Origin of the sequence: Actinokineospora globicatena (assembly GCF_024171945.1) — a bacterium.
GTDB lineage: Bacteria > Actinomycetota > Actinomycetes > Mycobacteriales > Pseudonocardiaceae > Actinokineospora > Actinokineospora globicatena.
This window is the reverse complement of sequence record NZ_JAMTCR010000002.1, coordinates 220267-245589: the sequence shown is the minus strand read 5'-3', so window position 1 is coordinate 245589 and position 25323 is coordinate 220267. Positions and strand designations below refer to the sequence as shown.

Below are 25323 nucleotides of genomic sequence, written 5' to 3'. Positions count from 1 at the left end.
CGTGGCGGAGTTGAGGCCCAGGGTCAGGGGGAGCCGAGCATCCGTTGCAGGGTGGTGAGGGTGTCGGCGTCGGTGGGGGACTTGTCGGGGCGGTAGCGGATCACCCGGGCGAAGCGGAGGGCTAGGCCGCCGGGGTAGCGGGTGCTGGATTGGACGCCGTCGAGGGCTATTTCGACGACGAGTGCTGGGCGGAGTTGGATCGACCAGGAATCGGCCGCGACCTGGTACTGCGGGAAGTGGTCGGTTTGCCAGCGCAGCAGTTCATCCGTGAGGCCCTTGAAGGTCTTGCCGACCATGATCGGGGGGCCGCCGTCGGGGTCTCGGGCGGCCAGGTGGAGGTTGGAGAGGAAGCCGGTGCGGCGGCCGTGGCCCCATTCGGCGCCGATGACGATCAGGTCGACGGTGTGGACGGGCTTGACCTTCTGCCACGCCTTCCCCCGCCGCCCGGCCGCGTAGGGCGACGACAGGTCCTTCACCATCACCCCCTCGTGGCCCTCCGCCAGCGCACGCGCCGCCAACTCCTCCGCCTCCTCGGCCGACGGGTCGACCAAGCCCGGGATCACGTGCGGACCGACGGCCCGGCGCAGCGCCTCGATCCGGTCGCGCAGGGGCCGGTCGATGAGGTCCTCGCCGTCGAGGTGCAGGCAGTCGAAGAAGAACGGGTGCAGCATCAGCGCCTTGACCTGTTCCTCGGCCGTGCTGCCGAAGCGGCTCATCGTGTCCTGGAACCGGCGGGGCCTGCCGTCGTCGGTGATCGCGAGGGTCTCGCCGTCGAGGACCGCCGTGGCGCAGGGCAGGGCGCGCACGAGGGCGACCAGCTCGGGGACGCTGTCGGTGATCTCGCGCAACGACCGGGTGTAGACCGTCACCCGGTCGGGGGTTTTGTGCACCTGGATCCGGGCGCCGTCCAGTTTGTACTCGACGGCGCACGGTGTCAGCTGGGCCAGCGCGTCGGCGAGGGAGTCCCCGGGGGCGGCCAGCATCGGGCGGACCGGGCGGTGCAGCTCAAGGCCGATCGCGGCAAGGTCACCGCCGGTGAGAGCGACCACCGCCGTGGCGGGCAGGCGTCCCGAAAGCATGAACGCGCGGCGGACGGCGGCGATCGGCGTCCCGGCGGCCTTGGCGACCGCGTCGAGCATGACCCCTTCCAGCGCGCCCTGGCGGAGTTCGCCGGTCAGCAGGGCGACGAGGAACCGGCGCTCCGGTTCGGTCGCGGCGCCGAACAGGTCGTCGAGCAGCTGCCTGCGCGTGGCGACCGAGCCCTTTCCCGCAGTCTGGGACAACCCGGTCAGGGCAGCGTCGACCTGGGAGACGGTCAGCGTCGGCGCGGTCGCGGGTGGGAGGTCGACCGCGACCAGCGTGCGCCAGCCGGTGCCGATGCGGCCCTGGACCGGTGAGCCGGTGAGGAACCCGACCAGCGGGGCGATCTCGGCCTGCTCGGCGCGGCGCAGCACCGCGCCGAGGGTGTCGACTTTGGCCAGGCGCGACCGGGTGCCGCCGACCTCGGCGGAGGCGGCGACCACATCGGTCAGGGTGAGCATGGGGCCATGGTGCCCGCAGGGACTGACAACCGCAGCCGAAAGAAGATCGGAATCGGACTCAACCCCGGTCCGGTCCGCGCGTCTACCTGGATGAGCCCCTCGTACCAGTGGAGCCCTCCTTGAAGCGTCTAGTCCTCGCCGCAGTCCTCACGATGACCGCCGCGGTGGTGGCCGGGTGTGCCGACCGCACACCCCCCAGCGCGGAACCCAGCAGCCGGATCGCGATCCCGATGGCGCCCCCGGTGCACCAGGCCACCGAGGCGCACCCGATGCGCCCTCCACAGTGGATGGTCAGAGCGCGCTGACCGAGGCGATCTCCGCGACGGCGGCGCGCAGCCGGTCCACCGACAGCGCCGCGTACCCCAGCACCAACCCCGGGAACGGACTGGTCGACAGCGCGTACCCGGACAACGCCGGTGCGTTGATCCCGCGTTGTGCGAGCTCTATCTGCAACGCCCGGTCGTCAGTGCCTTCCGGTAGCCGTAACACCAGATGCAGGCCTGCGGCGACCCCGTGCGGCTGCCAGTCGGGGAGCTCGCCAGCGACGGCAGCGAGTAGAGCGTCCCTACGGCGCCGGTAGAGCTGACGGCTGCGTCGAAGGTGCCGGTCGTACCCGCCGGTGCGCAGCAAGTGAGCCAGCGCGGCTTGGGGCATGGGGGAGCAGCCGAGGTCGGACAGCCTCTTGTGGTCGACCACCCGGTCTCGTAGCGCGGCGGGCACCACCATCCACCCCAGCCGGATCGCGGGCGCCAAGACCTTGCTAACGCTCCCGAGGTAGACCACCCGATCACGGTCAAGAACCTGCGTTGTCCCTACCGCTGGCCGGTCGTACCGGTGCTCGGCGTCGTAGTCGTCCTCTAGAACGTACCCGTCGCGTTCGCGTGCCCAGCTCACCAAGGCCCTGCGCCGCTGAGGGCTCAGGACGACGCCCAACGGGAACTGGTGGGCCGAGGTGACCAGCACGGCTCGACACCCCGTGCGCGGCAACAGGTCCACCCGCATGCCGTCTTCGTCGACCGGCACCGGTACCGGCCGCAACCCGTGCGCGGCCAGCGCCTCCGCGGACCCCGGGTGGGTCGGGTCCTCGACCGCGATGGTCCGGTGCCCGTCGGCCCGCAGGATCTGCGCCATCAGCGACTGGCTCTCCGCGACGCCGTGGGTGACGACGACATCAGCCGCTTCCACTGCCCGCGCGCGCCCCAGGTACGCGGCTAGCTCGGTGCGCAATGCCGGTAGACCTGCCGGGTCTGGATAGCCCAAGTCGTCGTCGGTCAGCGTCGCCAGTCCTGCTCGCGTAGCGGCCTGCCACTCTGCCCGGGGAAACGCTGATAGAGCCGGAACACCTGGCCGTAGGTCATAGCGCCACCGGGGAGCGGTCTTCACCGGCGGAGGTGACGCAACCTCCGAACTCACGGGCGTAGTGGCGACAGTCGTGCCTGAGCCGTGCTTCGCGCGCAGGTATCCCTCGGCGACGAGCTGCGCGTAGACAGCACTAACCGTGCCCCGCGACAACCCGAGCTGCACAGCCAGGTCGCGAGTGGACGGCAACCGAGTCCCTTGCGGCAGCCGCCCGTCCCGGATCGCTGCCCGTACCGCTGCCTCTAGCGCGCGACCACGCTGACCGCGCCCAACCTCGGCCATGCCGGGCACGAGCAGCTCGCGGAAGGAGGACATGTCCCCAGCCTACGGGCCCCCTGGTTCGACCAAGTGGACCAGTGTGCACCCACTGAAGTGGAGCTGTTGTCAGGTCCACTTCCCGGTCACGCTGGGCGGGTGCCCACCTCCCGCCACCGCCTCGCCATCGGCGCAGGCCTGCTCACCTCGGCCATGATCGGCGGCTCCGTCCCGCTGTCCGGCATGCTCGTCGACTACCCGCTGCTCACCGGCCAGTCCATGCGCTACGGCGTCGGCGCCGTCCTGCTCGTGGCGTGGGCGACCGCCCGGCGGATCCCGATCACCGCTCCCAAGCTCCGCGACGCCCCCGCGCTCCTCGCGATCGTCGCCGTCGGGATGCTCGGCTTCAACGCCTTCATGATCACCGCCCAGCGCCACGCCGATCCGGGCCTGGTCGCCGCTGTCCTCGGCGGCAGCCCGCTCGTCTTAGCCGCGATCGCCCCCCTTATGGCCAAGCGCAGGCCAGCCGTACGAACTCTCCTAGGCGCGTCTGTAGTCGTCGCAGGTGTGGTCGTCCTGTCCGGCGGCGGAAGCTGGGAGGGCCCAGGTCTGCTGCTAGCGGTGCTGACCATGCTGTGCGAAGCCGGGTTCACCCTCTTCGCGGTAGGTGTGGTCAGGAGAATCGGCGGACTGTCCGTCGCGTTGTGGTGTCACGTCATCGCGACAGTTGCCGGTGCCTGCCTGGCGGTAGTCCTAGAGCCGTGGCGCGCTCCAACCGCTCGCGAGTGGACAGCGCTATCTGTCGTCGCGGTGCTGACCGTCGTTGCGTTCGTGATCTGGTACCAGGCCGTTGGGGTCCTAGGAGCCGACCGCGCTGGGGTGCTCATCGGCGTGATGCCCGCGGCGGGACTGGTCGTGTCCGTCGCGGTCGGCTCCCAGGGGTTGACGCTGACCGGGGTCGCCGGTGTCGCTGTGGTCGGCGCCGGGTGCGTGATCGGCCTGCTCAGCCGTTCCCCTTGGCCATCCGCAGCACGTCGAGGGCCTCGTCCAGCCGCTGCTCCGTCAGCTTCCCCGACGCCACGTGACCCCGTTCGATGACCACCTCGCGGATGGTCTTGCGCTCCTTGAGCGACTGCTTGGCGATCGCCGCCGCCTCCTCGTAGCCGATCGCGGAGTTCAACGGCGTCACGATCGACGGCGAGCTCTCGGCGTACTCGCGCAGCCGCGCCACGTCCGGCTCGACCCCGGCGATGACCTTCTCGGCCAGCAGCCTGGCCACCGCCGCCAGCAGCCGCGCCGACTCCAGCACGTTGCGGGCGATCACCGGCAGCATCACGTTGAGCTGGAAGTTGCCCTGGCTGCCCGCGAACGCCACCGCCGCGTCGTTGCCGATGACCTGGGCGACCACCATCATCGTCGCCTCGGGGATGACCGGGTTCACCTTGCCCGGCATGATCGACGAGCCCGGCTGCAGGTCCGGCAGCGCCAGCTCGGCCAGCCCGGTGCGCGGCCCGGACCCCAGCCAGCGCAGGTCATTGGCGATCTTGAACAGCGACACCGCGACCGTCCGCAGCTGCCCGGAGGCCTCCACCACGGAGTCCTGTGTCGCCTGTGCCTCGAAGTGGTCGCGGGCCTCGGTCACCGGCAGCCCGGTCACCGCGGCCAGCTCCGCCGACACCGCCGCGCCGAACCCGGGCGGTGCGTTGAGCCCGCTGCCCACCGCGGTCCCACCGATCGGCAGCTCACCCAACCGGGGCAGCACCGACTGGAGCCGCTCGACCCCGTAGCGGACCTGCGCCGCCCACGCCCCGGCCTCCTGGCCCAGGGTGATCGGCACCGCGTCCATCAGGTGCGTGCGGCCGGACTTGACCACCCCGCCCCACTGCGCCGCGCGCTCGGCGATGGCCGCCGCGAGCTGCTCGAGCGCCGGGATGACGTCGGTGACCACGGCCTCGGTCGCGGCCAGGTGCAGCGTGGTCGGGAAGGTGTCGTTGGACGACTGCGAGGCGTTGACGTGGTCGTTGGGGTGCACGTCGCGGCCGAGCGCCCGGCTCGCCAGGGTCGCGATGACCTCGTTGGCGTTCATGTTCGACGAGGTGCCCGACCCGGTCTGGAACACGTCGATCGGGAAGTGCGCGTCGTGCGCGCCGTCGGCGACCTCGGTTGCGGCGGCCACGATCGCGTCGGCGACCTCGGCCGGGAGCACCCCCAACCGGCCGTTGACCCGCGCGGTGGCGGCCTTGAGCAGGCCGAGCGCCCGGATCTGCGCCCGCTCCAGGCCGCGCCCGGAGATCGGGAAGTTCTCCACGGCCCGTTGCGTCTGCGCCCGCCACAGCGCCTCGGCCGGAACCCTGACCTCACCCATGGTGTCGTGCTCGATGCGGAACTCAGCCATGCGGCAAGTCTCGTCCGGTCCGCCGCCGGGGGCACGGTCAGCTTCCCCACAACCGGGCCTGCGGCAATAGGGTGGGGCCGACGCCCACACCCCGTGGAAGGGCAGGTACGACGATGACCACCACCGAAGTCGACCTCCTCATCATCGGCGCCGGACCCACCGGTCTGTTCGCCGCCTACTACGCCGGTTTCCGGGACCTGCGCACCGCCGTCGTCGACTCGCTGCCCGAGGCTGGCGGGCAGATCACCGCGATGTACCCGGAGAAGCAGATCTTCGACGTCGCCGGGTTCCCGTCGGTGCGCGGCCGGGACCTGGTGACCGCGCTGGTCGAGCAAGCCGACCAGTGGAAGCCCACCTACCTGCTCGGCCGCCGCGCGCTCACCCTGTCCGAAGTGGACGACCGGTTCCACGTCGAGCTCGACGGCGGCGCCGTCGTCGACGCGGGCGCCGTGCTGATCACCGCGGGCATCGGCGAGTTCACCCCGCGCCCGCTGCCCGCGGGCAACGGCTGGCTCGGCCGGGGCATGGTGCACTTCGTGCCCAGCCTGGAGGTGCACCGCGGCCAGGACGTGGTGATCGTCGGCGGCGGCGACTCCGCGTTCGACTGGGCGCTGGCCCTGCACCCCATCGCCACCTCCGTGACCCTGGTGCACCGGCGGGCCAAGTTCCGCGCCATGCCCGCCACCGTCCGGCAGGTCGAGGCCCTCGGCGTCCGCATCATCACCGACGCCCAGGTCACCGACCTCCGCGGCGATGACGATGGCCTGCACGAGGTTGAGCTATCGGTCGGCGGGGAGTCGGTAGTGCTACCGGCGCAAGCCGTCGTTGCCGCTCTTGGCTTCACCGCGGACCTCGGGCCGATCGACTCATGGGGCCTAGAGGTCGACCACCGCTCGATCATGGTCGACACCACTATGCGTACCGCCCGCGACAAGATCTACGCCGCAGGTGACGTCGCCGCCTACCCCGGCAAGGTAAAGCTGATCGCGACCGGTTTCGGAGAGGCCGCGACCGCCGTGAACAACATCGCCGTCGCGCTCGACCCCGACGCGCACCTGTTCCCCGGGCATTCCAGCAACGCCGAATAGCACTGGCCCCGAACAGCGGAAAGGGCGGCGGAGATCTCTCTCCGCCGCCCTTCTCGCAAAGATCTACGCGACTACCTGCACCGTGTTCCCGACCGCGAGGCCGTTGAAGAAGGCCTTCGCCGCCGACGCCGACAGGTGGATGCAGCCGTGGCTCTGCACCTTCAGGCTGCCCTGGTGGAACGCGATGCCGCCGTTGAAGAACACCGAGTACGGCATCGGGGCGTTGTTGAACTCGCTGCTCTTGTGGTCGATGTCCTTCCAGCCCACCTTGAAGGTGCCGACGGGGGTCCGGAAGCCGGGGCGCCCGTGGGTGATCGGCACCGGGCCGAGCACGACCTTGCCGTCCTTGAGCAGCCACGACTTGTTCGCCGACAGGTCGATGCACGCCGACACCGTCGCCGCGCACGGCACGCCCTCCACCGGGGCGGGGGCGGGCTTGGCCGTCGTCGACGGCTTCGGCTTCTTGGTGGTCGTGGTCGTGGGGACCGGCTTCTTCGTGGTGGTCGTCGGCGCCACCGTCGTGGTCGGCGCGACCGTGGTGGTGGTCGTGGTCGGCGCCACCGTGGTCGTGGTGGTCGTCGTGGGGCTGGTCGTGCTGGTCGTCGTCGCGGCCTGGACCTGCTGGGCGGCGGGCGCGGCGTCACCCGTGCCGCACGCCGTGGCCAGCAGTGCGCCCGCGGCGACCGCGGCACCCGCGATCAGCCGGTTGACCTTCATGGCTCGCTCCTCGACTACCCCAGCGGGCATCTGGGTAGACGCCCCGTCGACAGAGGTGACGACCGGGGAGCGCGTGGGGTTGTCCGCCGCGACCGATCCGTTACCCGAGCGGCAGGTTTCCGCCGCCCCTGCGACCGTCCCGCACTCCCCCCGACTCGGCTAGTCGACCGCCGACTACGACTCGCCGCCTACGGCAGCGGCGGGATCGCGTCGCCGTCCGCGGTGTCGATGTCGAAGTCGACCGACGAGTACTCGCGCAGCTTGGTCAGCCGGTGGAAGCCGTCGATCATCCGCACGGTGCCGGACTTGGAGCGCATCACGATCGACTGGGTGGTGCAGCCGCCCGAGCGGTAGTGCACGCCGCGCAGCAGGTCACCGTCGGTGATGCCGGTGGCGCAGAAGAACACGTTGTCGCCGCGCACCAGGTCGTCGGTCAGCAGCACCCGGTCCAGGTCGTGGCCCGCGTCGATGGCCCGGCCGCGCTCGGCGTCGTCCTTGGGCCACAGCTTGCCCTGGATGGCGCCGCCCATGCACTTGAGCGCGGCGGCGGCGATGATGCCCTCCGGGGTGCCGCCGATGCCCAGCAGCAGGTCGACGCCGGTGTTGGGCCGGGCGGCGGAGATCGCGCCTGCCACGTCGCCGTCGGAGATGAAGTGGATCCGGGCGCCCGCCTCGCGGACCTCCTTGACCAGGTGCTCGTGCCGCGGCCGGTCCAGGATGCACACGGTGACGTCGGAGACGTCGGTGTGCTTGGCCTTGGCGACCCGGCGGATGTTCTCCGCGACCGGCGCGGTGATGTCGACCACGTCGGCCGCCTCGGGGCCGACCGCGAGCTTCTCCATGTAGAACACCGCCGACGGGTCGAACATGGCGCCGCGCTCGGCGACGGCCAGCACCGCGATCGCGTTCGGCATGCCCTTGGACATCAGCGTGGTGCCGTCGATCGGGTCGACCGCGACGTCGCAGTCGGGGCCTTCGCCGTTGCCGACCTCCTCGCCGTTGAACAGCATGGGCGCCTCGTCCTTCTCGCCCTCGCCGATGACCACGACACCGCGCATGGTGACCGTGCCGATCAGCATCCGCATCGCGTCGACGGCCGCCTGGTCACCGCCGTTCTTGTCGCCGCGGCCCACCCAGCGGCCCGCCGCCATCGCGGCGGCCTCGGTGACCCTGACCAACTCCATCGCCAGGTTGCGGTCGGGTGCCTCCCGGCGTCGCGCGGCGGTCGAAGTGGTGGTCGGAGTGCTCATACTGCCTCCCGGATCGGCGCGGGCAGCCTGCAGCTGTGCAGACCAATCCGCATCCTCCCAGACCACGGTGTGTACCTGCCTACGTCGACGGCCGTGCTGCTCGTCACGCGGTGCTGGTGCGAGGACGGGGTACCCGGGTTGCGACTATTGGGCAATGGCTCCCGGCAACCGGCTGACCCACGGCCCGCGCGACATCCTGCTGTCGCTGCTGGCGCTGCTGCTCATCGTCGGCACCCCGCTGCTGCTGACCAGGGCGTGCACGTTCAGCCCCGGCGCACCGCAGGCCGACCCGGCGTCGGCGCCGCGGGTCGACGTCACCGCGGGGCTCTCCCGCGCGCAGGCGCCGTTCCGGGTGCGGGTGCCGTCGGTGCCCGCGGCCTGGCAGGGCAACTCCTACAGCAGCGGCCGGGTCGACCCGAACGGCCGAGTGGTGCGCGCGGGCTGGCTGACCCCGGAGCACTTCATCCAGCTCAGCCAGTCCGACGCGGAGCTGACCGACCTGGTGTCCGCCGAGGTCGGCACCCTCGGGCTGGCCAAGGAGGCGGTGACCGTCGACGGGACACAGTGGACGGTGTTCCCCGGCCGCCGCGACGAGCTCGCCTGGGTCGCCGACGTCTCCGGCGTGCGGTTGCTGATCACCGGCAACGCCACCGACGCGGACTTCCGGCTGCTCGCCGCGGCCGCCACGGGCTAGTCGGACCGCTAGTTGGCGGCGGCCTTGCGGGCCTTGCGCAGCTCGGCGGGCAGCGAGAAGGTGACCTTCTCCTCAGCCGTGGTGATCTCCTCGACCTCGCCGTAGCCGCGCTCGGCCAGCCACGCGACCAGGTCCATCACCAGGATGTCGGGCACCGAGGCGCCGCTGGTGACGCCGACCGTGGTGACACCGTCCAACCACGACTCGTCGACCTCCTTGGCGAAGTCGACCAGGTACGAGGCGTTCGCGCCCGCCTGCAGCGCGACCTCGACGAGCCGCTTGGAGTTCGACGAGTTCTGCGAGCCGACCACGATCACCAGCTCGCACTGCGGCGCCATGGCCTTGACGGCGGTCTGCCGGTTCGAGGTGGCGTAGCAGATGTCGTCGCTCGGCGGGTTCTGCAGGTCGGGGAAGCGCTCCCGCAGCTGGTCGACCCGCTCCAGGGTCTCGTCGACCGACAGCGTGGTCTGCGAGAGCCAGATGACCTTCGACGGGTCGCGCACCACGACCTTGTCCACGTCCTCGGCGGTGTCCACCAGCTGCACGTGGTCGGGCGCCTCGCCCGCGGTGCCCTCGACCTCCTCGTGGCCCTCGTGGCCGATGAGCAGGATGTCGTAGTCGTCCTTGGCGAACCGCTTGGCCTCGAAGTGGACCTTGGTGACCAGCGGGCAGGTCGCGTCGATGGTGCGCAGGTTGCGCTCGGCCGCCTGCTCGTGCACCGCGGGTGACACGCCGTGCGCGGAGAACACGACGAGCGCGCCCTCGGGCACCTCGTCGGCCTCGTCGACGAAGATGGCGCCGCGGTCGCGCAGGGTCTCCACGACGTGCTTGTTGTGGACGATCTCCTTGCGCACGTACACCGGTGGCCCGTAGGTCTCCAGCGCCTGCTCCACGGTGATGACCGCGCGGTCGACGCCCGCGCAGTAGCCGCGCGGCTTGGCGAGCAGGACGCGTTTCGTGGTGGCGCTCATACCGTCCAGGGTACGGGCGCTGACCGGCGCGCTCCTGTTCGGCCGGGTGTCGGAGCTGTCACACGCCGTGCGCCCCCGGCCGGGTCGCTGTGCAGATCCGGCGGACTCGGGCAGGCTAGGAACCATGAAGTCACTCCCGCTGCCGCTGCGGGTCGCGGCGGGGCTCGCCGCCACCGCGCTTGAGCACGCCCGCGACCTGCCCACCCGGATCGCCGGGCTGCCGGTCACGGTGGCCAGCCAGGCGCTGCAGGTGTCCATGCGGGTGCAGCAGCACGTCACCGAGCTGGCCGTCAAGGGCGACGAGGCGCTGGCCGCGCTGCGCCCGGTGGAGGACGAGCCGGAGTGGGCGACCTTCGACGAGGACCTGGCCGACGACGACCAGCCCGCCACCTTCGACCTGGCCGACGACGACGCCCCCGGGCCGGTCAAGGCCGCTCCTGTGCCGGTCGTGGCCGACGCCGAGGTCGTCGACGCTGTTGAGCCGGTGCTGGTCGAGGACGAGCCGGTCGCGCCGGTGGCCGGTCCCGCGTCGGTGCCCAACTACGGGGAGCTGTCGCTGGCCCAGCTGCGGGCCAGGCTGCGCGGGTTCGACGTCGCCGCGCTGGAGGAGCTGCTGGCGCACGAGCGGGCCACCGGCAACCGCCCGTCGTACGTGGGCATGCTCACCCGCAGGTTGGCCGCGCTGCGGGACACCCCCGCCACGTGAGCGCGCCCACCGCCGAGGAGCCGTGGCCGGTCCGCACGGTCGCCCGCAAGATCGCCGACTGGGTGCACAAGCTGGGCACCGTGTGGGTGGAGGGCCAGGTCACCCAGATCTCGGCCCGGCCGGGCACCGGTACCGCGTTCCTCACCCTGCGCGACCCCGCCGCGGACGTGTCGATGACGGTGACCTGCTCGACGCAGCTGCTGCGCGCGCACGAACCGCCGCTGTCCGACGGCGCGCGGGTCGTCGTGCACGCCAAGCCGACCTTCTACCTCAACCGCGGCACGCTGAGCCTGCGCGCCGACGAGATCCGCTCGGTCGGCATCGGTGAGCTGCTGGCCCGGGTCGAGCGGCTGCGCAGGCTGCTGGCCGCCGAGGGCATGTTCGACCCGCGCCGCAAGCGCCGCCCGCCGTTCCTGCCCGCCAAGGTCGGCCTGATCACCGGTCGGGCGTCGGCCGCGGAGCGCGACGTGCTGGCCAACGCGACCGCCCGGTGGCCCGCGGTCCGGTTCCGGGTGGAGAACGTCGCCGTGCAGGGCTCGCTGGCGGTGCCGCAGATCCTGGACGCGCTGCGGGTGCTCGACCGCGACCCCGAGGTCGAGGTCATCGTGATCGCCCGCGGCGGCGGCAGCGTCGAGGACCTGCTGCCGTTCTCCGACGAGGCGCTGTGCCGCGCGGTCGCCGACTGCCGCACCCCGGTGCTCAGCGCGATCGGGCACGAGCCGGACACCCCGCTGCTCGACCACGTCGCCGACCTGCGCTGCTCCACGCCGACCGACGCGGGCAAACGGGTGGTCCCGGACGTGGCCGAGGAGGTCGCCAGGGTCCGCCAGCTGCGCGACCGCGCCCGCCGGGCGTTGCACGGATGGGTGGATCGCGAGGTCCGGCTGCTCACCCAGCTGCGCAGCAGGCCGGTGCTCGCCGACCCGATCACGCCGCTGCTGCGGCGCGCGGAGCAGGTCGATTCGCTGGTCGAGCGGGGTCGCCGGGCACTGCTGGCGCGGCTGGCCGAGGAGCGCGCGGCGCTGAACGCGACGAAAGCCCGCTTGACGACCTTGGGGCCAGCCGCCACCCTTGCCCGGGGGTACGCGGTCGTACAGCACACCGACGCCGACGGGACTCCCCGCGTCCTCCGCTCCACCGAGGACGCGGGCGAGGGCACCGAGGTCCGGATCCGGCTCGCCGACGGCGCACTGCACGCGGTCGTCACCGGCGGCCCGGAGGGCGAAGGGAGCTGATCGAGACCATGCGGACCTGCCGCGAACCCACGTTCCTCCCGCTCACCCTGTCCACGGCCAGGACCGCCTGCGCCACCCACGGCCCAGCCGCCCAGGTGGTCCAGGCCACCGCGCGCCGCGCCGACTCCGCGGCCGCCGAGTGCTGGGCCGCCCTGCTCGCGGGCTGCGACGCCCCCGGCCGCCACCAGCTCCCCACCCGCCTGCGCGAACTCGCCGCCGCCGCCGCGACCTACGCCACCGACGGCAACCGCGGCCGCATCGACGAGGCCCGCTGCCGCATCGAGGAAGCCGTCGCCGACCGCGACGGCGAGGACTTCGCCGAGGCCTTCATCGGCTACGACCAAGCCATCGCCGCCGCCATCGCCCGAGCCCACACCCGACAGGAAAGCCCAACACGGTGACCGAACCCGGCTACGAACAAGCCCGAGACGAACTAGCCGCGGTAGTCGCCAAACTGGAAGCCGGTGGCCTCCCCCTGGAGGAATCCCTCACCCTCTGGGAACGCGGCGAATCCCTCGCCAAAACCTGCGACCGCCACCTGGCAGGCGCCCGCGAACGCGTCGAAACAGCCCTCGCCGCCGCCGAAGCCGAGGACCGCTAACCCGGAGTTGTCCACAGGCGCCGCGTCACCACGGCCAACCTGTCAGCCCCTCTCGGTAAGCTGTATATCGGGGGCTGCTCAGCGCCGTTTGATCTTGGCCAGCGGGGGTTCTGGCGCCAGTACCGGCAGATTTGCGTCCCTGTCGTGAACGGACCCGCGCTGTGTCCGGAGTGGACTGGCGTGGGTCCGGGGTGGACTGGTGCGGGTGGCGGCGGCCCGAGACCTCCTCAAGCCAGGGCCGCCGCCACCCGCGGGTGTCAGCGTCGTCGCAGTGCAGGGGCGGTGGTGGTCAAGACCACCGCGGCGACGCCGAGCACCAGGATCCCGAGTACTGCCCAGGGCGCGGTCGCGCTACCGGGTGTTCCGGTACCGGTGGGGCTGACCGTGCCCGTGCTCGGGGAGGCGAAGCCGCCCGCCATGCCGGAGCGGTCGTAGGCGGAGCCGGGGAGTTTGTCGGCGTAGCGGGTGGCGACGTCGCGCTGGTACTGGGCCAGCGTTTGGGACTTCCCGGTGGTGAGGGAGCGGATGGCGTTGCCCGTGACCGCGTACCAGGTGTTGGTCTGCGGTTCGCGGAGCAGGAGCGCGCCCGCGGGGATCTTGCCCGCGTTGCGGAACTCCAGGTCGCCCGCCGCGATGTTGGCGACCGTCCACGCGCCGGAGGGCGAGCGCACGGTCCACACCGAGGCGGTAGCGCCACCCGCGGTCGCGGGGACGGCGACGTAGGCGAGGCGGCCGACCTTGGGGGAGCGGCCGGACACGAAGTCGGGGCTGAGTTCGTAGACCGCGACCGACGAGCCCCCGACCTGGGGAGCCGCGAAGCCCGTGGTGCCGAGGAACTTGCCCACGGTCGCCGTGACGTCCGGAGCGCTGGCGGCCGCTTGGGCCTTGGCGCTGTCGGCGGCCGTGACCGTGCCTTCGACCGGGTCGGCGCCCGCATGGCTGGACAGGCTCAGGACACCGATAGCGGTGAGTGCGAGGGTTGTGAGGATCTTGCGCATGCCGTTCACCGCCGGATTCCGGTCAGGGTGTGGGTCCACGAGAAGCTGGAGTTGTTGACGTAGTAGCTGTAGGTGGCCCAGTTGTAGCGGTAGTTGTCGGGCCACGGGTCGCCCCAGTACACCCAGCTCTTGGACGTGTCGACGCCGTAGAGCACGTGCATGTGGCCGCCGCCGGACTTCCACAGGATCCGGGTCTCGACCGGCTGCGCGGCGTTGATCTGGGACTGCACCGCCGAGTAGCTGATCGTGTTGTAGACGTAGGAACCCGGGTTGCTGAAGCCCAAGCGGGAGAAGCCGTTGCGGACCTGGGCCAGGTCGGCCTGGTCGTTCGGGCACTGCGTGCCGGTGTTGCGGTTCTTGGCCAGCGCGCAGAAGTTGTTCTGGGACACGGTCACGCCGTGGGACGCGGCGATCGACGTGCCGGACGCGGCCCAGCACCAGTTGCTCTGCTGCTGGGCCTGCATGGTGAACGCGGCGGCGGCTTGGGCCGTCGCCGGTGAGCTGACCAGCCAGGCGAGGACGGCCACGAGGGTGGCCGCCAGCGCCGAGCGGGTCGCGGGGCGGGACATGGTGCCTCCTGAAGACGCAGGGTGGAGTGCACGGAAGGGTGCGATCACCGCGTTTCGGGCGACAAGGGCCGGACAAGGGGCCCCGGACCGTTCCAGGGCGACGGCGCACCTTTACCGACCGGTAGTGCGTGGCTACTGTGAACATTCACCACCGTTCACCCGTTCGAGAACGTCCCGGAGTCGCCGTGACCGCAGACGCGCTGGCCGACGCACTGCGCCGCGGCCCGTTCCACGTGGCCCTGCGCACGGCGATCGAGCACCGGGGGCTGTCCCTGGCGCGGTTGCGGGCGCACCTGGCCCGGATCGAGGTGACCGTCGCGGAGTCCACGCTCAGTTACTGGCAGCGCGGCCTCCGTCACCCGGACATGCCGCACGCGATGTCGGCCGTGCGCGGGCTGGAGATCGTGCTCGGCCTGCCAGTCGACTCGCTCGTGGTGCTCATCGGACCCCGCCAGCGCGGCAGCAGGCCGCGCAAGCCGTCGGCGTCGTTCTCGGAGCTGGTGGTGGCGGGCCCGACGACCAGGGAGCTGCTGGCCCAACTCGGCGTGGACCCCGAGCGCTGCAACGCGGGCATGGAGCTGCGGATGACCCACGAGCGGGTCAGCATCGCCGCCGACCGCACCCAGGGCCGCATCCAGACCCGGCTGGTGAGCGTCGCGCGCGAACCGGGGATCGACCGCTACATCGCGGTCTACCACGGTGAGCCTGACTGCGACGTCGCCCGGGTGCGGATCGTGGCCGGGGACGGGTGCCGGTTGGGGCGGGTGCGGCGCAAGGGGATCTGCGTGGCGTTCGAGCTGATGTTCGACCGCAGGCTCGCCGAGGGCGACACCGTCGTGCTCAGCTACTCGCTGGACGACAACTCGGAGCTGGAGTGCCCCGGCTACTACCGGATCTTCCGCGAGCCCAGTGGGCCCTTCCTGCTCCAGTTAGAGCTACCGCCGGACGACTTGCCTGCCCGTTGCGTGCAAGAGGTGCGGACCAACGACATGCGCCCGCCCTTGGTCTCCGCTGACCTCTACTGCGATCGGGGGTACGTCGTGAGTGCGTACTACCCAGGGGTCGACAGCGGAATAGCCGGTATCACCCTGGAGTGGTCGGAGAATCCGGCAGAACCCGTGGTGCACCCCGTACCGTGACCGGGGTGCGCTTCCTCAACGGCGAGCCCGCCCATGACCTGACCTACGACGACGTCTTCCTGGTGCCCGGCCGCTCCGCGGTCACCAGCCGGTTCGACGTCGACCTGGGGACCTCCGACGGCACTGGGGCGACCATCCCGATCGTGGTCGCGAACATGACCGCCGTCGCGGGCCGCAGGATGGCCGAGACGGTCGCTCGCCGCGGTGGCCTGGTAGTGCTACCGCAGGATGTTGACCCTGCCGCCGTCGGCGACATCGTGGCCTGGGTGAAGTCGCGGCACTTGGTGTGGGACACGCCGTTGGTGCTGACGGCTGGCGACTCGGTTGCCGACGCGTTGAACCTGCTGCCGAAGCGGGCGCACGGCGCGGTGGTCGTCGTCGACGGTGAGGGTCGTCCAGTCGGCGTGGTCGACGAGGCCGCGTGCCTGGGCGTGGACCGGTTCACCAGGGTGGGTGAGGTCGCGGACCGCGCGATCGTGATCCTGCCGGTGGACAGCCCGCCCCGGGCCGTTTTCGACTCCCTGCACGACCACTCCGCGCGGGTGGCGCTGGCGGTGGACCCGCAGGGCAGGCTCGCGGGTGTGTTGACCGGTGTCGGCGCGTTGCGGGCGGACATCTACTCGCCTGCGCAGGACGCGTCCGGCAGGTTGCGGATCGCCGCCGCCGTGGGTGTCAACGGCGATGTCGCAGCGAAGGCGGCAGCGCTGCTGGAGTCCGGTGTGGACACGTTGGTGGTGGACACCGCGCACGGGCACCAGGAGAAGATGCTGTCGGCGCTCAAGAGCGTGCGCGCGTTGAACCCGTCGATCCCCGTGGTCGCGGGCAATGTCGTGACGGCGCAAGGCGTGCGTGACCTGGTGGACGCGGGCGCCGACGTGATCAAGGTCGGTGTCGGCCCCGGCGCGATGTGCACCACGCGGATGATGACCGGCGTCGGTCGTCCCCAGTTCTCCGCCGTCCTGGAGTGCGCTGCCGAGGCCCGTTCCCTCGGCAAGCACGTCTGGGCCGACGGCGGTGTCCGGCACCCGCGCGACGTCGCGTTGGCGCTGGCGGCGGGCGCGTCGTCGGTGATGGTCGGTTCGTGGTTCGCGGGCACCTACGAGTCCCCCGGCGACCTGCTGCGCGACGAACAAGGTCGCCCGTACAAGGAATCCTTCGGCATGGCGTCCAAGCGCGCCGTGTCGGCCAGGACCCGCGCCGACAGCGGGTTCGACCGCGCCAGGAAGGCCCTGTTCGAGGAAGGCATCTCGTCGTCCCGCATGCGCTTGGACCCCAAGGCCCCCGGCGTCGAGGACCTCTTGGACGCCATCTGCTCCGGTGTCCGCTCCGCGTGCACGTACGCGGGTGCGGGGAACTTGGCCGAGTTCCACGCCCGCGCCGCGGTCGGCGTCCAATCAGCTGCCGGTTTCGCGGAGGGTAGGCCCCTTCCGTCCGGTTGGTGAGGGTTTTGTCGTTCACTCCACAGCGAACACAGCCCCAAGTCGTTTGACGACGGGCATATGGTTGCCCGGTGAGAGCAGTCGAGGTCAGTGACCTTGTCAAGCTGTACAAGAAGAACCCCAAGCCCGCGGTGGACGGCCTGAGTTTCGGCGTCGAGGCGGGCGAGGTGTTCGGCTTGTTGGGGCCCAACGGAGCCGGGAAGACCACCACCGTCGGGGTGTTGACCACCCGGGTGCTGCCGACGTCGGGACAGGTGTCGGTGCACGGGGTGGACGTCGTCCGGGACGCGCGGCGGGCGCGGCAGTTGCTCGCCGTGGTGCCGCAGCGCAACAACTTGGACAGATCGCTCAACATCCGGCAGAACCTGCTGTTCCACGCCGCCTACCACGGGGTGCCGCGGGCCGAGCGCACCGCGCGGGCCGACGAGATCCTGGAGCGGATGGGGCTGGCCGACCGGGCCAAGGACCGCATCGACATCGTTTCCGGCGGGCAGGCGCAGCGGGTGATGATCGCGCGGGCGCTGATGCACCAGCCGAAGGTGATGTTCCTGGACGAGCCGTCGACCGGGTTGGACCCGCAGGCGCGGCTGTTCGTGCACGACCGGGTCAAGGACCTGCGGGCCGAGGGCGTCACCGTGGTGCTCACGACGCACGACATGGACGAGGCGGCCAAGCTGTGCGACCGGGTCGGCATCGTCGACCACGGCAAGCTCCTCGCCTTGGACACGCCAGCGGCTCTTACCCGTGGCCTGCCCGGTAGTACCACCGTGAGCGTCACGGTCAACTTGGTGAGCACCCCGGCAGAGCTAGTCGAGAAGGCCCTGACCGGAATCGAAGGCGTGGAACGGGTCGAGCGCATCGCCGCAGGCGGCCCCGCCGTGCCGTCAGCGCTACCTCCCGGTCTGCCGCCAGGCGCTCTAGCAGCCATCGCGGCAAAGGCCCAAGCCCAAGGCCCGGCGGCGACCCCAACCACCGGCCAGTTCCGGCTCTACACCGGACAAGAGGCGGCGGTAGTCCTACCGGCCGTGCTGCGGGTTCTAGGGGACACCGCCTGCGAGGTCACCGACCTGTCGATCGGCACCCCCAGCCTCGAAGACGTCTTCATCCACCTCACCGGCCGGGAGTTGCGATGACCACCGCCAGTTCGCCCGTGCGCACCTTCGGCTCGGTGCTGTGGCGCGACATCTTCGTCACCGGCCGGGAACTGGTGCCGTTCCTGGCCCAGGTGATCATCCAGCCGTTCTTCACGCTGTTCATCTTCGGCAAGGTGCTGGCCAACCTCGGCTACGTCGGCCCGGACTACGCGGCCATCCTGCTGCCCGGCATCGTCGCGCTCAACGGCTTCCTCGGCGCGCTGCAGAACACCACCATGCCGCTGATCATGGACTTCTCCTGGACCAGGGAGATCGAGGACCGGCTGCTCGCGCCGATCCCGATCGCCTGGGTCGCGGTGGAGAAGATGCTCTTCGGCGCGCTGCGCGGGGTGGTGGCCGCGGTGCTGATGATCCCCATCGGCTTCCTGATCCTCGACGGCGTCACCTGGCCCGCCTCCGCCTGGCTGCCGGTGATGCTGATCGTCGTCCTCGGCTCGCTGGTCGGCGCCGCGATCGGGATGACCATCGGCACCTCGGTGCAGCCCCGGCAGATCAACATCCTGTTCGCGGTGATCCTGGTGCCGCTGATGTTCACCGGCTCCACCCAGTTCCCGTGGATGGGCCTCGACAGCGTCCGCTGGTTCCAGGTGCTGTGCGCGCTCAACCCGCTCACCTACGTCAGCGAGGGCATGCGCGCCGAACTGGTCCCGCACGTGCCGCACATCCCGGTCTGGATCAGCCTCCTGGTCATGCTCGCCGCCTGCGCGGGCTTCGGGACCCTGGGCATCCGCGGCTTCCTGCGGCGCGCCTTGGACTGAGCCAACGGTGAACCCCGGGATGGCGCATTGTCCGGGGGTTCCCCGCTGGAGCAAGATCAGCGACGTCAGGCGAACCACTCGACGAACGAGGCGGTAACCAGATGACGACGCCCAGAGTCCTCCGCCGTGCGCTGGTCGTCGCCGCGGTCTTGGCTGCGGCCGTGACGAGTGCGAGTTGGACACCGGCCGCCGCGGCGCCCCCAGCGGTCGCCAGCCTGGTCGACGCGCAGTGCCTCGGGGGGTTCAGCCGGGTGTTCACCCCGCCGGTCACCACCACCCCGCAGACCGTGACCGCCGCGGCCACCTACACCTACGGCACCTGCCTGGTCGGTCCCACAGCGACCGGCACCGCGGTCAACAGCGCCACCCTGTCCTGCGTGCCGGTGGTGCCCGGTTTGCCGCCGGAGACCGAGGTCGTCACCTGGCTCGACGGGACCGGTGCCACGAGCACGGTCGGGTGGACGAACTCCACCGTCGTCGGCCAGACCGTCGTCCTCACGGGGGAGGTCACCGCGGGCAGGCACCTGAACGCGTCCGCCACCAAGGTCACCTCCGGCATCAGCTACCTCGGCAGCGTCGTGGGCTGCCTGCTCGGCACCCCCATCAGCAACACCACCGGCGTGGTCGACAGCTTCGTGCTGACCGGGTGAGCACTCGGTCGACAGGCGATAGCTAGTGATTGACTTTCGATAGATTCCCCGCGACACTCGATGCATGGTTGCTGCGCATCGAGCGGTCCTGCCGCTCCGGTTCCTGCTGGTCGTGCTCTTCGGCGTCCTGGTCCTGTTCCAGACCATGTCGCTGCCCGGGCAGTTCGCGCACATGGCGCGCGAGGACCCCGAGTTCGCCTACCTGCGGTGGCCCGCGACCGGGGTGACGGTGTTCTGGGTGCTGTGCGTGCAGGTCGTGATCGTGTCGACCTGGAAGCTGCTCACCCTGGTCAAGACCGACCGGATCTTCAGCGAGGACTCGCTGGTGTGGGTGGACGCCATCGTGTGGGCCATCGCCGCCGGTGGCGCCGTGCTGCTCGCGGTGCTCGGCTACGTCGGGCTCAACGCGAACGACCCGGGGCTCCCGCTCGTGCTGTTCTTGCTGTCGGTCGGCGTCACCGTCGTCGGGCTGCTCGTGGTCGTCCTGCGCGCCCTGCTCCGCCAGGCCTCCGCGCTGCGCGCCGACCTGGACTCGGTGATCTGATGCCGATCGTGGTCCGCATCGACGTCGAGTTGGCCAAGCGCAAGATGAGCGTCGGCGAGTTCGCCGAACGCGTCGGCCTCACCCCCGCCAACGTCGCGGTCCTCAAGAACGGCCGCGCCAAAGCCGTCCGCTTCAGCACCCTGGAGGCCATGTGCCGCGTCCTGGAGTGCCAACCGGGCGACCTGCTCGAGTGGGTCGAGGACTGACCTACGGGTATATCGCCAGCCAGATCGCCACGTAGTGGCAGATGGCGGCGAGGACGGTGGCGGCGTGGAAGAACTCGTGGTGGCCGAAGGTGCCGGGCCACGGGTTCGGCCACTTCGTGGCGTAGAAGACGGCGCCGACGGTGTAGAAGAGGCCGCCGACCAGTAGGAGCACCAGGGCGGCGACACCGGCGTGTGCGAGCAGTTGGGGCAGTACGAACACCGCGACCCAGCCGAGGGCGATGTAGATCGGGGTGCCGAGCCAGCGCGGGGCGTGCGGCCAGAGCAGCTTGAGGCCGACGCCGAGGACCGCGCCGCCCCAGACCACGGCGAGCACGATGTAGCCGGTCGGCTGGTCCATCGCCAGGAGGCTGAACGGCGTGTAGGTGCCCGCGATGAACAGGAAGATCATCGAGTGGTCGAGCCGCTTCATCATGGTGTGCGCGCGCTTGGTCACCCACCAGCGGCGGTGGTAGAGCGCGCTGACGCCGAAGAGGCCGAGCACGGTGGCGCCGTAGATGGCGGTGGCCAGCGCGGCGGTCGCCGAGACGGTCGCCGCCATCGAGACCAGCGTGCCGCCGGTGGCGAACGACAGGAAGAACGACCACATGTGGATGACACCGCGCATGCGGGGCTTCGCGTGCCGCTGGGCGGGCGCGGTCGGGGTCGCTGCCGTCACCCCACCGAGGTTACGGGACCGTAGGTTCTTCCGCCGGGGTTGTGTGCGCCGGGCCACAACCGGCCTCACGACCAGCCCACCACCTCGCGGTGCTCCACCGCGAAGCAGCGGTCCACCACCACGTCCAGCCCACCCGCGGCGGCCACCTCAGCCGCCTCCTGGCTGATGACCCCGAGCTGCAGCCACAGCGCCCCCGCGCCGACCGCCACGGCCTCGTGCGCCACGGCGACGGCGTGCTCGGGCCTGCGGAACACGTCGACCACGTCGATCGGGCCCGGCACGTCGGCCAGCGACGGGTACGCGCGCAGCCCCTGCCACTCGGTCAGCGCCGGGTTCACCGGAAAGAGGGTCAGGCCGCTGGCCACCAGGTAGGACGCCACGCCGTGGCTCGGCCTGCGCTCGTCGGCGCTCAGCCCGACCACCGCGATGGTGCGCGACTCCCTGACCAGCCGTTCCAGCACGGCGAGGTCCTGCCATATCGGATCGATCTCGGTACGGTGCACGTCCCCAGTGTCCCCCGTGGCGGCCCGGTGCGGCGTAACCTTGTCGGCCGTGAGTCTGCGGCGGCGCGTGGCCGACATCGTCTATGGCATCTACGAGAAGCGACTCGTCCAGCAGGCGGGTGGGCGTACCCCCCGGCACGTCGGGGTGATGCTCGACGGGAACCGGCGGTGGGCGCGGGAGGCGGGCTTCACCGACGTCAACGACGGCCACCGGGTGGGCGCCAGGCGCATCGCCGACCTGCTCGGCTGGTGCGAGGAAGCCGGGGTCGAGGTGGTGACCCTGTGGCTGCTGTCCACCGACAACCTCAACCGCGACGCCGCCGAGCTGCAGCCGCTGCTGGAGATCATCGGCGACGTGGTCGACGAGCTGGCCGAGCCGGGTGCGCCGTGGCGGCTGCGCATCATCGGCGCGTTGGACGTGCTGCCGGTGGAGACCGCGACCAGGCTCAAGGCCGCCGCGGGCCGGGCGGCGGGCCGCGAGGGCGTCGAGGTCAACATCGCGGTCGGCTACGGCGGCAGGCAGGAGATCGCCGACGCGGTGCGCAAGCTGCTGCAGCAGCACGCCGAGGCGGGCACCAGCATCGAGGCGCTCGCCGAGGTGCTCGACGTCGACCACATCTCCGAGCACCTCTACACCTCCGGCCAGCCCGACCCGGACCTGGTGATCAGGACCTCCGGCGAGCAGCGGCTCTCCGGCTTCCTGCTCTGGCAGTCCGCGCACTCGGAATTCCACTTCTGCGAGGCCTACTGGCCGGATTTCCGGCGCACCGATTTCCTGCGCGCGCTCCGGGCGTACGGAATACGCCACCGGCGTTTCGGCTCCTGATCACCTCTAGCGACCATTTCGCCGGTTTGGTGCGGGTTTTACCGCCGTACCGGTGGTCGCGGGGGCGGTCCGATACGCAGCGTCAAGCGAGCTAGGGGCGGTACCCCTACCGGCCGGGTGTGGATGCCACGACACGTTCGGCCGCTGCCAACTGTGACCGGTTGTGCTACCTGCGTGCCGGGTCGATAACGCTGCGCGTTCGCGTAGACCCGGGATGTCACGGTGATGACGAAATGGAAAATCACCTGCCTGGCAGCGTGCCGATTGTCGGACTTCGCAGGTAGCTTTCGAAGTGTCGGGCCGTGTCCACTGCGGTCCGTCCCGGGAGGCCCTGGTCGTGAGAGTGACGATCGCGAGGGGGCCGGCGCCCGGCTCCCGCGGGGAGCGAGGTGGACGCCGGTAAGACCGTGCGTCGCTATCGCAACCCAGCCAGGGCCGGTTGCCCGGCCCACCGAGGAAGCGGGCGCGGGTGCCGCGCTCGCGAGGGAGTTGCCGTGACTGCTTCGCGTTCGTCCACAGGCCTTTCCTCACGTCAGTCGAGTTCCCCCCAGGAGGCGGACCCAGCCAGGCGCACCTACGTCCTCGACACCTCCGTACTGCTGGCGGACCCCTGGGCGTTGACCCGGTTCGCCGAGCACTCGGTGGTCGTCCCGCTGGTGGTCATCAGCGAGTTGGAGGGCAAGCGGCACCACCCGGAACTGGGGTGGTTCGCCAGGGAGACGCTCCGGTTGCTCGACGACCTGCGGCGCCAGCACGGCAGGCTCGACAAGCCGATCCCGATCGGTGACGGCACCCTGCACATCGAGCTCAACCACTCCGACCCCTCGGTGCTGCCGCCCGGCTTCCGCACCGACGGCAACGACGCCAGGATCCTCGCCTGCGCGCTCAACCTGGCCGCGGAGGGCCTCGCGGTCACCCTGGTCACCAAGGACATCCCGCTGCGGGTCAAGGCGGGCGCGGTCGGCCTCGACGCCGACGAGTACCGCGCCGGGGAGGTCAGCCCGTCTGGGTGGAACGGCATGGCCGACCTGGACGTGCCCCTGGAGGCGGTCGACGCGCTGTTCGAGTCCGGCGCCATCGACCCCGCCGACTACGGCGTCCCGGCGGCGGCCGAACTCCCGACCAACACCGGGCTGCGCTTATTGGCCGGGTCCTCCAGCGCGCTGGGCCGGGTCACGGCCGACAAGCAGGTGCGCCTGGTCCGCGGCGACCGGGAGGCCTTCGGCCTGCACGGCCGCTCCGCCGAGCAGCGCATCGCCCTGGACCTGCTGCTCGACCCCGAGATCGGCATCGTCTCCCTCGGCGGCCGGGCGGGCACCGGCAAGTCCGCGCTCGCGCTGTGCGCCGGGCTGGAGGCGGTCATGGAGCGCGGCCTGCACAAGCGGGTCGTCGTGTTCCGCCCGATGTACGCGGTCGGCGGCCAGGACCTCGGCTACCTGCCGGGCACCGAGAGCGAGAAGATGCTCCCCTGGGCGCAGGCGGTGTTCGACACCCTCGGCGCCCTGGTCGGCAAGCCGGTCATCGACGAGGTCCTGGACCGGGGCATGCTGGAAGTCCTGCCGCTGACCCACATCCGCGGCCGCTCCCTGCACGACACCTTCGTCATCGTCGACGAGGCCCAGTCCCTGGAGCGCAACGTCCTGCTCACGGTGCTCTCCCGCCTCGGCTCCGGCTCCCGCGTCGTCCTCACCCACGACGTCGCCCAGCGCGACAACCTCCGCGTGGGCCGCCACGACGGCGTCGCCGCCGTCATCGAGAAGCTCAAGGGCCACCCGCTCTTCGCCCACGTCACCCTGACCCGCTCGGAACGCTCCCCGATCGCGGCCCTGGTGACCGAGATGCTGGAAGACCACACGGGCTAACCCCCACCAACTGCCGGTGGCAGCCTGGCGACCCCCGCCAGCGCTGTCACCGGCAGTCCCATTTCCTGCGGTCCCACACCCGGACCTTCGCCCGAAACCCTTACCGCCACCCGAAAACCCGGCCACCGGTCACCACAACCGCACAAATCCCGGCCACAGCCCCAAATCCAGCCGCCTCGGCTCACCCCGCGCCGCCGTTCCGGAGGCTGCCCCCGCGAACCCCGGCCCCCACCCTGTCCCGGGGGGCGTCCCCAGGCTCAGTCTACAAGGACCCCCTCGCTCGAAGGGGTGACGGCGAAAACCTGTGGATAACTCGACCCATTGTGGACAAACCGACCTGGGCGAATGGGACCAGGGCGGGTGAGATCCACTCGATAGGGGCGGGACATCCAGGGCTTCAGGCGGGCGGAAAACCCTGCCAGCGGCCGCACGGGCGCCCCGAATCAGGCGCCGACAATGCCGCGCCGAAGCTCAACTGGACAGCCAGGAAGAGAAGAGTCAGGCGCGGTCTTCGCGGTCGCGGGGTTTGCGCGGGGGCTTGCGGTCGGTCGTGCGGGTGGAGCCGCGCTCGGCGGAGGGGCGCTCACGGGTCGACTTGGGCCGTGCGGACGCCGCGGAGGCCTTGGCGCGCGCGGACTCACCGGAACCCGAGCCAGAACCTGAACGCGAACTGGAACCGGAGCGAGAGCCCGAGACCCGGTCCGGGTCGCGCTGCATGAACAGCCGCAGGATGCCCAGCCCCAGGGTGATGCCCGTGGTGATGGCCATCGTGGGGAAGTTGCTGGTGAGGGGGAAGCCGATGGTGATCAGCAGCGTCCGCTTGCCGCCGCCCGCGTCGGTCGGGGCGAGGGCCAGGTTGGCCACGACCGCGACGATGGCGAACACCAGCGGCGGTTGCACCATGGGGCCGAACAGGTTCGCGCGGCGGACCAGGCAGATCGCGGCGACGCAGCTGATCACGTAGGTCGCCTGGAAGATCTTGCCGAGGGTGCCCTGCGCCTGCATGTCGATCACCGCGGCGACGGCGGTGAGGCCCCAGGCGAGCAGGATCGCGCCCCACCAGGGCAGCCCGCGCGAGCGGCCGAGGATGGGCCGTTCGTCCCACGCGGGCGCGGCGGGGGAGTCGTCAAGATCGCTTCGGCGATCGCGGGTCGCGGTCACACCCGCACACGTTAGACCGTCCCGCC

At 71.1% G+C, this 25323-nt stretch carries 28 protein-coding genes; 17 read left to right on the top strand and 11 right to left on the bottom strand.

What is annotated here, in order from left to right:
* Positions 1-23 precede the first annotated feature (23 nt).
* Positions 24-1541, bottom strand: a complete 1518-nt coding sequence (locus LV79_RS01185) for an ATP-dependent DNA ligase (protein ID WP_253831325.1) — start codon at positions 1539-1541, stop codon at positions 24-26.
* A 119-nt stretch (positions 1542-1660) separates the two neighbouring features.
* Between LV79_RS01185 and LV79_RS01180 the strand changes: the two genes are divergently transcribed.
* Positions 1661-1846 (top strand): hypothetical protein, encoded by a 186-nt coding sequence (locus tag LV79_RS01180; protein ID WP_253831324.1) that lies wholly within the window; start codon positions 1661-1663, stop codon positions 1844-1846.
* Here the strand turns inward: LV79_RS01180 and pdxR are convergent.
* Positions 1833-3215, bottom strand: a complete 1383-nt coding sequence (pdxR, locus tag LV79_RS01175) for a MocR-like pyridoxine biosynthesis transcription factor PdxR (protein ID WP_253831323.1) — start codon at positions 3213-3215, stop codon at positions 1833-1835. The genes LV79_RS01180 and pdxR overlap by 14 nt on opposite strands.
* Positions 3216-3314: 99 nt before the next feature.
* Between pdxR and LV79_RS01170 the strand changes: the two genes are divergently transcribed.
* The gene (locus tag LV79_RS01170; protein ID WP_253831322.1) at positions 3315-4253 is read left to right on the top strand and encodes a DMT family transporter; all 939 of its coding nucleotides are present in this window, start codon (positions 3315-3317) and stop codon (positions 4251-4253) included.
* Here LV79_RS01170 and LV79_RS01165 read toward each other — a convergent pair.
* Complete coding sequence (locus LV79_RS01165; RefSeq protein ID WP_253831321.1) at positions 4159-5550, bottom strand: class II fumarate hydratase; 1392 nt, start codon at positions 5548-5550, stop codon at positions 4159-4161. The two genes, LV79_RS01170 and LV79_RS01165, sit on opposite strands and share 95 nt — an antisense overlap.
* A 113-nt stretch (positions 5551-5663) precedes the next feature.
* On the opposite strand from LV79_RS01165, the gene LV79_RS01160 reads away from it, so the two are divergent.
* Positions 5664-6638, top strand: coding sequence for an NAD(P)/FAD-dependent oxidoreductase (locus LV79_RS01160; protein ID WP_253831320.1), 975 nt, complete (start codon positions 5664-5666; stop codon positions 6636-6638).
* Positions 6639-6701: 63 nt separating this feature from the next.
* On the opposite strand, the gene LV79_RS01155 is transcribed toward LV79_RS01160, so the two are convergent.
* Both LV79_RS01155 and glpX read right to left on the bottom strand, forming a co-directional pair.
* Positions 6702-7355 carry a L,D-transpeptidase gene (locus LV79_RS01155; protein WP_253831319.1) on the bottom strand — a complete coding sequence of 218 codons (654 nt, stop codon included), beginning with the start codon at positions 7353-7355 and terminating at the stop codon, positions 6702-6704.
* Between the two features lie 188 nt (positions 7356-7543).
* Entirely contained in the window at positions 7544-8605 is a 1062-nt protein-coding gene (glpX, locus tag LV79_RS01150) for a class II fructose-bisphosphatase (protein WP_253831318.1), read from the bottom strand.
* 154 nt (positions 8606-8759) lie between these two features.
* Here glpX and LV79_RS01145 point away from each other — a divergent pair, with 154 nt between their 5' ends.
* Positions 8760-9299 carry a DUF4245 family protein gene (locus LV79_RS01145; RefSeq protein ID WP_253831317.1) on the top strand — a complete coding sequence of 180 codons (540 nt, stop codon included), beginning with the start codon at positions 8760-8762 and terminating at the stop codon, positions 9297-9299.
* 8 nt (positions 9300-9307) lie between these two features.
* Here LV79_RS01145 and LV79_RS01140 read toward each other — a convergent pair whose 3' ends face one another.
* A complete protein-coding gene (locus tag LV79_RS01140; RefSeq protein ID WP_253831316.1) occupies positions 9308-10270 on the bottom strand; it encodes a 4-hydroxy-3-methylbut-2-enyl diphosphate reductase in 963 nt (320 codons plus the stop codon).
* Between the two features lie 124 nt (positions 10271-10394).
* Between LV79_RS01140 and LV79_RS01135 the strand changes: the two genes are divergently transcribed.
* The 4 genes from LV79_RS01135 to LV79_RS01120 are packed head-to-tail and all read left to right on the top strand — an operon-like array spanning position 10395 to position 12812.
* Complete coding sequence (locus LV79_RS01135) at positions 10395-10976, top strand: lipid droplet-associated protein (RefSeq protein WP_253831315.1); 582 nt, start codon at positions 10395-10397, stop codon at positions 10974-10976.
* Positions 10973-12211 carry an exodeoxyribonuclease VII large subunit gene (gene xseA, locus LV79_RS01130; protein ID WP_253831314.1) on the top strand — a complete coding sequence of 413 codons (1239 nt, stop codon included), beginning with the start codon at positions 10973-10975 and terminating at the stop codon, positions 12209-12211. Before LV79_RS01135 ends, xseA begins: the two co-directional genes overlap by 4 nt.
* An 8-nt stretch (positions 12212-12219) precedes the next feature.
* Positions 12220-12612 carry a sugar ABC transporter substrate-binding protein gene (locus LV79_RS01125; RefSeq protein ID WP_253831313.1) on the top strand — a complete coding sequence of 131 codons (393 nt, stop codon included), beginning with the start codon at positions 12220-12222 and terminating at the stop codon, positions 12610-12612.
* Positions 12609-12812, top strand: a complete 204-nt coding sequence (locus tag LV79_RS01120) for an exodeoxyribonuclease VII small subunit (RefSeq protein WP_253831312.1) — start codon at positions 12609-12611, stop codon at positions 12810-12812. Before LV79_RS01125 ends, LV79_RS01120 begins: the two co-directional genes overlap by 4 nt.
* Before the next feature lie 257 nt (positions 12813-13069).
* Here the strand turns inward: LV79_RS01120 and LV79_RS01115 are convergent, their stop codons facing one another.
* Complete coding sequence (locus tag LV79_RS01115) at positions 13070-13810, bottom strand: hypothetical protein (RefSeq protein ID WP_253831311.1); 741 nt, start codon at positions 13808-13810, stop codon at positions 13070-13072.
* A gap of 5 nt (positions 13811-13815) precedes the next feature.
* Positions 13816-14379 (bottom strand): papain-like cysteine protease family protein, encoded by a 564-nt coding sequence (locus tag LV79_RS01110; protein WP_253831310.1) that lies wholly within the window; start codon positions 14377-14379, stop codon positions 13816-13818.
* A 185-nt stretch (positions 14380-14564) separates the two neighbouring features.
* On the opposite strand from LV79_RS01110, the gene LV79_RS01105 reads away from it, so the two are divergent.
* From LV79_RS01105 to LV79_RS01075, 7 genes are all read left to right on the top strand, one after another.
* A complete protein-coding gene (locus tag LV79_RS01105; RefSeq protein WP_253831309.1) occupies positions 14565-15518 on the top strand; it encodes a hypothetical protein in 954 nt (317 codons plus the stop codon).
* Positions 15519-15523: 5 nt separating this feature from the next.
* The gene (gene guaB1, locus LV79_RS01100; protein ID WP_253835657.1) at positions 15524-16960 is read left to right on the top strand and encodes a GMP reductase; all 1437 of its coding nucleotides are present in this window, start codon (positions 15524-15526) and stop codon (positions 16958-16960) included.
* 68 nt (positions 16961-17028) lie between these two features.
* On the top strand, positions 17029-18090 hold the full coding sequence (locus LV79_RS01095) for an ABC transporter ATP-binding protein (RefSeq protein WP_253831308.1): 1062 nt from the start codon (positions 17029-17031) through the stop codon (positions 18088-18090).
* Entirely contained in the window at positions 18087-18869 is a 783-nt protein-coding gene (locus tag LV79_RS01090) for an ABC transporter permease (RefSeq protein WP_253831307.1), read from the top strand. The genes LV79_RS01095 and LV79_RS01090 overlap by 4 nt, the downstream gene beginning before the upstream one ends.
* 101 nt (positions 18870-18970) lie before the next feature.
* Entirely contained in the window at positions 18971-19519 is a 549-nt protein-coding gene (locus LV79_RS01085) for a hypothetical protein (RefSeq protein WP_253831306.1), read from the top strand.
* Positions 19520-19583: 64 nt separating this feature from the next.
* A complete protein-coding gene (locus LV79_RS01080) occupies positions 19584-20063 on the top strand; it encodes a DUF2975 domain-containing protein (RefSeq protein WP_253831305.1) in 480 nt (159 codons plus the stop codon).
* A complete protein-coding gene (locus tag LV79_RS01075) occupies positions 20063-20269 on the top strand; it encodes a helix-turn-helix domain-containing protein (protein WP_253831304.1) in 207 nt (68 codons plus the stop codon). Before LV79_RS01080 ends, LV79_RS01075 begins: the two co-directional genes overlap by 1 nt.
* Before the next feature lies 1 nt (position 20270).
* Here LV79_RS01075 and trhA read toward each other — a convergent pair whose 3' ends face one another.
* A complete protein-coding gene (gene trhA, locus LV79_RS01070; protein WP_253835655.1) occupies positions 20271-20894 on the bottom strand; it encodes a PAQR family membrane homeostasis protein TrhA in 624 nt (207 codons plus the stop codon).
* 116 nt (positions 20895-21010) lie between these two features.
* Positions 21011-21448, bottom strand: a complete 438-nt coding sequence (locus LV79_RS01065; protein WP_253831303.1) for a CoA-binding protein — start codon at positions 21446-21448, stop codon at positions 21011-21013.
* Positions 21449-21497: 49 nt separating this feature from the next.
* Here LV79_RS01065 and LV79_RS01060 point away from each other — a divergent pair, with 49 nt between their 5' ends.
* Together LV79_RS01060 and phoH2 are read left to right on the top strand one after the other, a co-directional pair.
* On the top strand, positions 21498-22274 hold the full coding sequence (locus LV79_RS01060) for an isoprenyl transferase (protein WP_177215635.1): 777 nt from the start codon (positions 21498-21500) through the stop codon (positions 22272-22274).
* A gap of 494 nt (positions 22275-22768) precedes the next feature.
* Positions 22769-24136, top strand: coding sequence for an RNA 5'-3' helicase PhoH2 (phoH2, locus tag LV79_RS01055; protein ID WP_285470548.1), 1368 nt, complete (start codon positions 22769-22771; stop codon positions 24134-24136).
* Positions 24137-24634: 498 nt separating this feature from the next.
* On the opposite strand, the gene LV79_RS01050 is transcribed toward phoH2, so the two are convergent.
* Positions 24635-25297, bottom strand: coding sequence for a DUF6542 domain-containing protein (locus tag LV79_RS01050; RefSeq protein ID WP_253831302.1), 663 nt, complete (start codon positions 25295-25297; stop codon positions 24635-24637).
* Positions 25298-25323 lie beyond the last annotated feature (26 nt).

Bases quoted from the DNA above. Each gene is read 5' to 3' on its own strand.
- LV79_RS01185 (WP_253831325.1), bottom strand. From the start codon at position 1,541: ATGCTCACCCTGACCGATGTGGTCGCCGCCTCCGCCGAGGTCGGCGGC.
- pdxR (WP_253831323.1), bottom strand. From the start codon at position 3,215: ATGTCCTCCTTCCGCGAGCTGCTCGTGCCCGGCATGGCCGAGGTTGGG.
- LV79_RS01165 (WP_253831321.1), bottom strand. From the start codon at position 5,550: ATGGCTGAGTTCCGCATCGAGCACGACACCATGGGTGAGGTCAGGGTT.
- LV79_RS01160 (WP_253831320.1), top strand. From the start codon at position 5,664: ATGACCACCACCGAAGTCGACCTCCTCATCATCGGCGCCGGACCCACC.
- LV79_RS01155 (WP_253831319.1), bottom strand. From the start codon at position 7,355: ATGAAGGTCAACCGGCTGATCGCGGGTGCCGCGGTCGCCGCGGGCGCA.
- glpX (WP_253831318.1), bottom strand. From the start codon at position 8,605: ATGAGCACTCCGACCACCACTTCGACCGCCGCGCGACGCCGGGAGGCA.
- LV79_RS01145 (WP_253831317.1), top strand. From the start codon at position 8,760: ATGGCTCCCGGCAACCGGCTGACCCACGGCCCGCGCGACATCCTGCTG.
- LV79_RS01140 (WP_253831316.1), bottom strand. From the start codon at position 10,270: ATGAGCGCCACCACGAAACGCGTCCTGCTCGCCAAGCCGCGCGGCTAC.
- LV79_RS01135 (WP_253831315.1), top strand. From the start codon at position 10,395: ATGAAGTCACTCCCGCTGCCGCTGCGGGTCGCGGCGGGGCTCGCCGCC.
- LV79_RS01125 (WP_253831313.1), top strand. From the start codon at position 12,220: ATGCGGACCTGCCGCGAACCCACGTTCCTCCCGCTCACCCTGTCCACG.
- LV79_RS01115 (WP_253831311.1), bottom strand. From the start codon at position 13,810: ATGCGCAAGATCCTCACAACCCTCGCACTCACCGCTATCGGTGTCCTG.
- LV79_RS01110 (WP_253831310.1), bottom strand. From the start codon at position 14,379: ATGTCCCGCCCCGCGACCCGCTCGGCGCTGGCGGCCACCCTCGTGGCC.
- LV79_RS01090 (WP_253831307.1), top strand. From the start codon at position 18,087: ATGACCACCGCCAGTTCGCCCGTGCGCACCTTCGGCTCGGTGCTGTGG.
- LV79_RS01085 (WP_253831306.1), top strand. From the start codon at position 18,971: ATGACGACGCCCAGAGTCCTCCGCCGTGCGCTGGTCGTCGCCGCGGTC.
- LV79_RS01080 (WP_253831305.1), top strand. From the start codon at position 19,584: ATGGTTGCTGCGCATCGAGCGGTCCTGCCGCTCCGGTTCCTGCTGGTC.
- LV79_RS01075 (WP_253831304.1), top strand. From the start codon at position 20,063: ATGCCGATCGTGGTCCGCATCGACGTCGAGTTGGCCAAGCGCAAGATG.
- trhA (WP_253835655.1), bottom strand. From the start codon at position 20,894: ATGCGCGGTGTCATCCACATGTGGTCGTTCTTCCTGTCGTTCGCCACC.